Origin of the sequence: Streptomyces montanus (assembly GCF_005786655.1) — a bacterium.
In the GTDB taxonomy this organism is placed as follows: domain Bacteria; phylum Actinomycetota; class Actinomycetes; order Streptomycetales; family Streptomycetaceae; genus Streptomyces; species Streptomyces sporangiiformans.
The window spans coordinates 48,211-54,678 of record NZ_VBZC01000062.1; the positions used below are offsets into that span (position 1 = coordinate 48,211).

Annotated in this window: 6 protein-coding genes; 2 read left to right on the plus strand and 4 right to left on the minus strand. The window is 73.4% G+C overall.

The genetic code is table 11. The annotated features are described in order from the left end of the window. Positions 1-6: 6 nt before the first annotated feature. Together FE633_RS38135 and FE633_RS38140 are read right to left on the minus strand one after the other, a co-directional pair. Positions 7-2,088, minus strand: coding sequence for a phage holin family protein (locus FE633_RS38135; protein ID WP_281291320.1), 2,082 nt, complete (start codon positions 2,086-2,088; stop codon positions 7-9). A gap of 156 nt (positions 2,089-2,244) precedes the next feature. Next, entirely contained in the window at positions 2,245-2,670 is a 426-nt protein-coding gene (locus tag FE633_RS38140; protein WP_119105090.1) for a hypothetical protein, read from the minus strand. Between the two features lie 85 nt (positions 2,671-2,755). Between FE633_RS38140 and FE633_RS38145 the strand changes: the two genes are divergently transcribed. Then, positions 2,756-3,529, plus strand: a complete 774-nt coding sequence (locus FE633_RS38145) for an MBL fold metallo-hydrolase (protein WP_119105091.1) — start codon at positions 2,756-2,758, stop codon at positions 3,527-3,529. Continuing rightward, entirely contained in the window at positions 3,526-4,149 is a 624-nt protein-coding gene (locus tag FE633_RS38150; protein WP_138049748.1) for a DedA family protein, read from the plus strand. The genes FE633_RS38145 and FE633_RS38150 overlap by 4 nt, the downstream gene beginning before the upstream one ends. 100 nt (positions 4,150-4,249) lie before the next feature. Here the strand turns inward: FE633_RS38150 and FE633_RS38155 are convergent, their stop codons facing one another. Next, positions 4,250-5,386 (minus strand): MBL fold metallo-hydrolase, encoded by a 1,137-nt coding sequence (locus FE633_RS38155; RefSeq protein ID WP_138049749.1) that lies wholly within the window; start codon positions 5,384-5,386, stop codon positions 4,250-4,252. Then, on the minus strand, positions 5,383-6,468 hold a 1,086-nt coding region (locus tag FE633_RS38160), incomplete at its 5' end, for an aminotransferase class I/II-fold pyridoxal phosphate-dependent enzyme (RefSeq protein WP_138049750.1). The genes FE633_RS38160 and FE633_RS38155, both read right to left, overlap by 4 nt.

Sequence of the window (6,468 nt, forward strand, 5' to 3'; positions counted from 1 at the left end):
TCTTCGTCAGGCGGCCCGCTGGTCGCGGTGGGCCTCCAGAGGCACCTGCGGGCCGACGGACTCCCGCAGCCAGCGCCTGAGGACGCGGTGCAGCTGCTCCGCGCCGACCAGCTCCCGACCGTCCTCGACGGGGGCGGAGAGCGAGAGGGGCGATATCAGGAACGGCTCGCCCTGCGCACCGCCGAGGCCGCCGTGCGAACCGATCTGCTCCTCGAAGGCGAGGACTTCGCCCTCGTCCGGGTCGTACCAGGAGTTGACCATGACATCGGCGGCATGCGGGAAGGAGTGCGTACGGCGTACGGCGGCGGCCGCGGCCGGGCCGAACTCGGCGAGCGGGCCCGGATTCTCGTCCAGCTCGTCCACGGGGATCTCCGCGCCGTGCGCGCCGAGCACGAGACCGCCGTGCTTCTCGCTCTTGACCAGGACGAAGCCGATGCCCGGGTGGTTGGCGAGCGTGGACAGCAGCGCCGGGTGGCGCTCGTCGATCTCCTCACGGGTCATCCGGTGCGATACGTCCGGGAAGGACACCAGTCCGAGGTTGCCCGAGGCCAGCACGACGGGCTCCGAGCGGCGCGCCGGGCGGTGCTGTTCGCCGCCCTCCTCGACGGGCCGGTGCAGGGCGGCCCGTACGGCGGCCCGGGCCTCGGCACCGCTGTGCGTGCGCCGCACCTTGCGGGGTACGGGCAGCCCGCAGCCGGCCCGGACGAGTTCGCCGAGGGCGAGTCCGTAGCGGCCGCGGAAGGTCTCGCCGGGGCTCTGGCCGTGGTCGGACAGGACGACGATGCGGTACATGCGCGGGGCGTGCTCGGCGACCTTCGCGATCAGGGCCAGCGAGCGGTCCATACGTTCCAGGACCTTCTCGGCGTCGCGGCTGCGCGGGCCCGAGTGGTGGGCCACCTCGTCGTACCCCACCAGATCCGCGTAGACCGCGGCGCGGCCCGCGAGCATGTCCCCCGCCACGGCGGTGACGACGACGTCCCGCTCGACGACGGTCGCGAAGGCGCGGATGAAGGGGTAGAGGCCGCCGCGTTTGACGCGGGGGCGCTGCTTCTTCAGGCGGGCGCGGATGGATTCGCCCATCTCGCGGCCCACGTCGGCGACGAAGGACATGGCGGTACGGACGGCGTTGGCGGGGTCGGAGAAGTAGGCGAAGTACCCGGCCCGTGAACGGTTTTCCCGGCCCCTCCTCGCCGCCACGGAGAGCACCAGGGCCAGTTGGTCCGCGCCGCCGCTGAAGAGGTTGCCACGGCTGGCGCCGTCGACGGTGAGCAGGCCGCTGTCGCCGGTGCGGCGGATGGCCCGGCGCTGCAGTTCGGCGGCGCTGGCGGGCCGGTTGCAGACCATCACCTCCCGGCTCTCCTTCTCGTACCAGCGGAAGGCTGGGACGTCGTGGTTGGAGCCGTGCAGTATGCCGAGCTGGCTGGCGCCGGTCTGGCTGGACCAGTCGGTGCGCCAGGGGGTGAGCCGGTGCGTGGGGCGCGCACGTTCACCCTTGCCCAGCCAGGCGGCGACCGTGGGCATCAGGCCCCGCTCCACGGCGTCCAGAAGCACGTCGTGGCCCACGCCGTCGAGCTGGAGGAAGACGGTGCCGGGGGAGGTCGGCCCCGGGCCGGTCAACTCGGCCGTGCGGCGGCGGTCGGCCAGGCGGTAGAGCCGTCTGCGGTACGCGTCGTCGTCCCGGACGGCGAGGGCGGCGCCGGTGGCGGAGGCGACGGCGGACATCACGGCGGCGACCACGACCGCGGTCTCCGGAGCGGCCTCGCCGTGTCCCGAGGGGTTGATGCGCAGGGCGACGAGGAGGAGTGATCCGTTCAGGAAGAAGACGAGCAGTCCGAGGACGAGGGCGGGCACGAGGAGAAAAGCCCGGACGAGCAGGGGCCACACCAGGGCCGAGAGCAGGCCGAAGGCCCCGGCACCGAGCGCGGCGGTGACGGCGATACGGGTGGCGCTGTCCCCGTCGTCCGACTGGATCTGGAAGTCCGGCAGGATCCCGGCGAGCACCAGCATGGTGACGGTGGACACGGCCCACACGGCCACGATCCGCCACGCGGCGCTGCCGAGCCTCCGCCATCGCCTCCTGTCGCCCACACCCGCCTCCCACTGACCGACCTGTGCCCCACCTTGTCACAACGGGTGACGGCGCACGGATGGTGCGGGACAAGGGTGGAAGTGCGACGCTCAGCGCCCTTCGTACCCGGCTTCAGCGCCCTTTGTGCCTGGCCTCAGCGCCCTACGTACCCGGCCTCAGCGCCCGTCGTACCCGGCCGTCGGCATCGACAGCCGCCGGTGAATCCGCGCCTTCATCTGCGCGTCGTACGCCGGTTCCGCGCGGCCGACCGTCTCGATGCGTACGCCGCGCCGGGCGCACTCGGCGGTGAACTCGTCGACGGAGGCGAGCGCCAGCTCCAGGACGCGGCGGCTCGGCGCGACGAACAGGTCGACGAGGCCCGCCTCGACGTCCTTCCAGAGCGCGCAGTGGTCGGGGCGCAGGCCACGCACGAGCAGTTCCCGGGTGACGACGTACCCCCGCTCGGCCGCCCAGCGCGCGCACATGGCGTGCTGACTGCGCGAGTCCACGAGGAACGGGTCCGCCTCCAGCTCCTCCAGGGGCGTCAGGCCGGCGATCGCGGTGACGCGAAGCATGCCGGAGGTGCTGTGTGTGTCTCCCATGGCGTCCCCCCTCACCTCTGGTTTCGCCGTTGACCCTACATCTGCCCGTAGGCTCTGGGGGAGTCGCGCGAAGGAGGCAAAGGGAGTGCCGGTGGAGGTCACGTGGTGGGGTCACGCCACCTGCACGGTCGAGGACTCGGGTACGCGCCTGCTGACCGACCCGCTCTTCGCCCGCCGGCTCGCGCATCTGCGCCGGCGCCGCGGGGCGCCGCCCCCGCCCGAGGCGGCCGTCGCGGACGTGGCCCTTGTCTCGCATCTGCACGCCGACCACCTGCACGTTCCCTCGCTGGCGCGGCTGGCTCCGGGAACCCGGGTGCTGGTGCCGCGGGGCAGCCCCCGCGCCGTACCCGGGCTGCGCAGGCTCGGTCATCTGCGGCTCACCGAGATGGCGCCGGGCGACCGGACGCAGGTCGGTGACCTGGTCGTACGGGCCGTGTACGCGCGGCACGACGGGCGGCGGCTGCCGGTCGGTCCGCACCGTTCGCCCGCCCTCGGCTATGTGATCGAAGGGGAAGCGCGGACGTACTTCGCCGGGGACACCGGCCTGTTCGAGGCGATGGCCGAGGAGGTCGGACCGGTCGATGTGGCCCTGCTGCCGGTCGGCGGCTGGGGGCCGTATCTCGGGGAGGGACATCTGGACGCCGGGCGGGCCACCGAGGCGCTGGCCCGGCTGCTGCCGCGCAGCGCGGTGCCGGTGCACTACGGCACGTACTGGCCGATCGGCTTGGACGGCGTGCGCCCCCATGAATTCCACTCCCCCGGCGACGAGTTCTTCCGCCTGGCGGCGGAGCGGGCGCCGGAGGTGGCGGTGCACCGGCTGACGCACGGCGAGAGTGTGCGGCCGGAGGTCGCCCGGTGACGCTCGTGGCTGCCGTGGTCACCACGGTGCCGACGGAGTCCACACAGCAGGTGGTCGGCTATCCGTCGTTGTTCCTGCTCGTGTTCATCGGCGCACTGGTGCCGGTGGTGCCGACGGGCGCGCTGGTGAGCTCGGCGGCGGTGGTGGCCTTTCACCATGCGGCGCCGTTCACTCTGCTGCTGGTCTTCGCGGTGGCGGCGCTCGCGGCGTTCCTCGGCGATGTCGCGCTGTACTGGCTCGGGCGGCGCGGCATGGGCTCGAAGAACGGCTCGCGCTGGCTGGCGGCGATCCGCGACCGCGCACCCGAGGACCGCCTCGCCCAGGCCCAGGTGAAGCTGGCCGATCACGGGGTGGCGGTCCTCGTGCTGTCCCGGCTGGTCCCGGCGGGCCGTATCCCCGTGATGCTCGCCTGTCTGCTGGCGAAGTGGCCGGTACGCCGCTTCGCCCACGGTGATGTGCCGGCCTGCCTGGCCTGGGCCCTGGCGTACCAGCTCATCGGCATCCTGGGCGGTTCGCTGTTCAGGGAGCCCTGGCAGGGCGTGGTGGCGGCCGTGGCGCTGGCGCTGATGATCAGTGCGGTGCCCGGCCTGTGGCGGCGGGTGCGTCAGCGCTCCGCTTGAGGCGGGGTACAGCCGTACAGCAGGTACGTCGAGTGCGGATCCTGTGTGGCTGGTCGCGCAGTTCCCCGCGCCCCTGATGGGGCCGCGGTCGTGCCCGGTTTCAATCCAGTACCCGGGACGCCCCCACCGGCAGGTCCCACAGGTCCTCGCGGGCCAGGCCCGCCTTTTCCCAGGCCGTACGCACCCGGGTCAGCGGTTCGAGGACCGGCTCCGCCGAGAGGACGAACGTGGCCCAGTGCATGGGCGCCATCCGCCGCGCCCGGAGGTCCTGCGCCGCCCGGACCGCCTCCTCGGGGTCGCAGTGGACATCGCCGAGCCACCAGCGGGGCTCGTACGCGCCGATCGGAAGCAGCGCCAGGTCGATGCCGGGGTAGCGGTCGCCGATCCGGGAGAACCAGTGGCCGTATCCCGTGTCGCCCGCGAAGTACACGCGCCGCGCGTCGGGCGCGGTCAGCACCCAGCCGCCCCACAGGGTGCGACAGGTGTCGTGGAGGCTGCGCTTGGACCAGTGGTGGGCCGGCACGAAGTCGAAGCGGACCCCTCCCAGTTCGGCCGCCTCCCACCAGTCCAGCTCGGTGACGCTCGTGAAGCGGCGGCGCCGGAACCAGCGGCCGAGCCCGGCCGGAACCAGGACGGGGGTGTCGCGCGGGAGTCTGCTCAGGGTCGGGGCGTCCAGGTGGTCGTAGTGGTTGTGGCTGATGACGACCGCGTCGACGCGCGGCAGTTCACTCCAGGGCACGCCAACGGGCGTGATCCGGGCGGGAGTTCCGAGGATCTTGCGGGACCAGACCGGATCGGTGAGGACCGTGAGACCGCCGATCCGGATCACCCAGCTCGCGTGCCCCGCCCAGGAGACGGCGATCGTGTCCGCGTCCACCCGTGGCAGCGGGGCCGGCTCGTACGGCAGCCGCGGTATGTCGGCGAGTCCCTCGGGGCCGGGACGCAGCGCGGCCTCACGTGCCAGCCTCGCGAAACCCCTCAGGCCTGGCAGCGGAGCGGTCAGCCGGTCGGCGAAGGACCGCGGCCACAGACGCCGCTCGCCCAGCGGGCGGGGTGCGGCGAGCCGGGATCTGGACGCGGGCGCCGCGGATACGGAGGACGACGTCGGCTCGTCGGCGTGCGCGGACCTGGGCGTGGACGTGGCTGCGGCTGTGGATGTGGAATGGGTGAAGTCGGTGGAGTTGGTGGTGTCCGTGGACGTGGTGGCCGTCGTGGTCGGCTTGGACTGCTGCGTCATCGAGGGGACTCCCATCGCCGAGCGTCGTCGCGGAGATCGTCGAAGACCGATCCCAGCAAGGTCAACGCGCGTTCCACATGCGGCAATTCCAAGGGTTCGGGTGAGGTGAGGGATTCCATGCGCTCCTGGTCGGTGGCGCCGAGGAGCGGACCGGTGGCCAGGCGTACGCGCAGGGCGCCGAGGTCGTCGCCGAAGCGGTGTCCGCCGGGGGCGGGCATGCCCAGGCGGGCGGTGAGGAAGTCCTCCAGCTCCTGTGCGTCACCGACGCCGTACGCGCTGAGGGCGGACCGGAGCGGGGCCAGGTCCGCGTAGAGGTGACGGCCTGCCTGCGGGGGCCGGGCAAGGGCGCCCGCGGACACCAGGGAGTGGTGCACGGCGGCCGCCACGCGCGCGTGCAGCCGGACGGCCGCGGTGAGCCGCGAGGTGATCTCGTCGGGCTCGCCGAGCGCGTACGCGGCGGCCTCGGCGACCGGGGTGGCGAGGCGGGCACCGAGCGCGGTGAGGACGTCGAGGACGCGGTCGCGCAGCCCGGTGCCGAAGTCGTTGTCGGGGAAGCGGGCGAGCGCCGCGGGCCAGCCGGGCGGCAGAAAGGGGCCGGCCAGGTCGGTGATCACGGTGATCCCGTCGGGGACCATCTCGGCCGGGCTCAGCAGGACCGTGTCCTGCGGCTGGTGCAGGGTGTCGCGCCAGGTCTCGTCGCTGACCAGGTGCAGTCCCTCTCCCGCGGCCGCCTCCACGATCTCGTGGACCACTTCCGGCGGGGCCACGGTGGCGGTGGGATCGTCGGCGATCGAGAGCACGAGCAGCCGCGGGTCGCCGCCCTCGGCCCGCACCCGGCGCACGGTCTCCAGGAGGGCGTACGGGTCCGGGACACCACCGCACTCGGCGGGCGTCGCCACATGGAACACGGTCGTGCCCAGCAGGCGTGCCGTGGGCTCCCACCAGGCGGCGCACGGGCGCGGCATCAGGACATCGCCGCCGAGCGCGGCGGTCAGCGCGAGGAGCAGGGCCGGGGCGCCGGGCGCCGCGGCCGTCCGGCCGGGGTCCGTGGGCAGGCCGCGCCGGTCCCAGTAGGCGCGGGC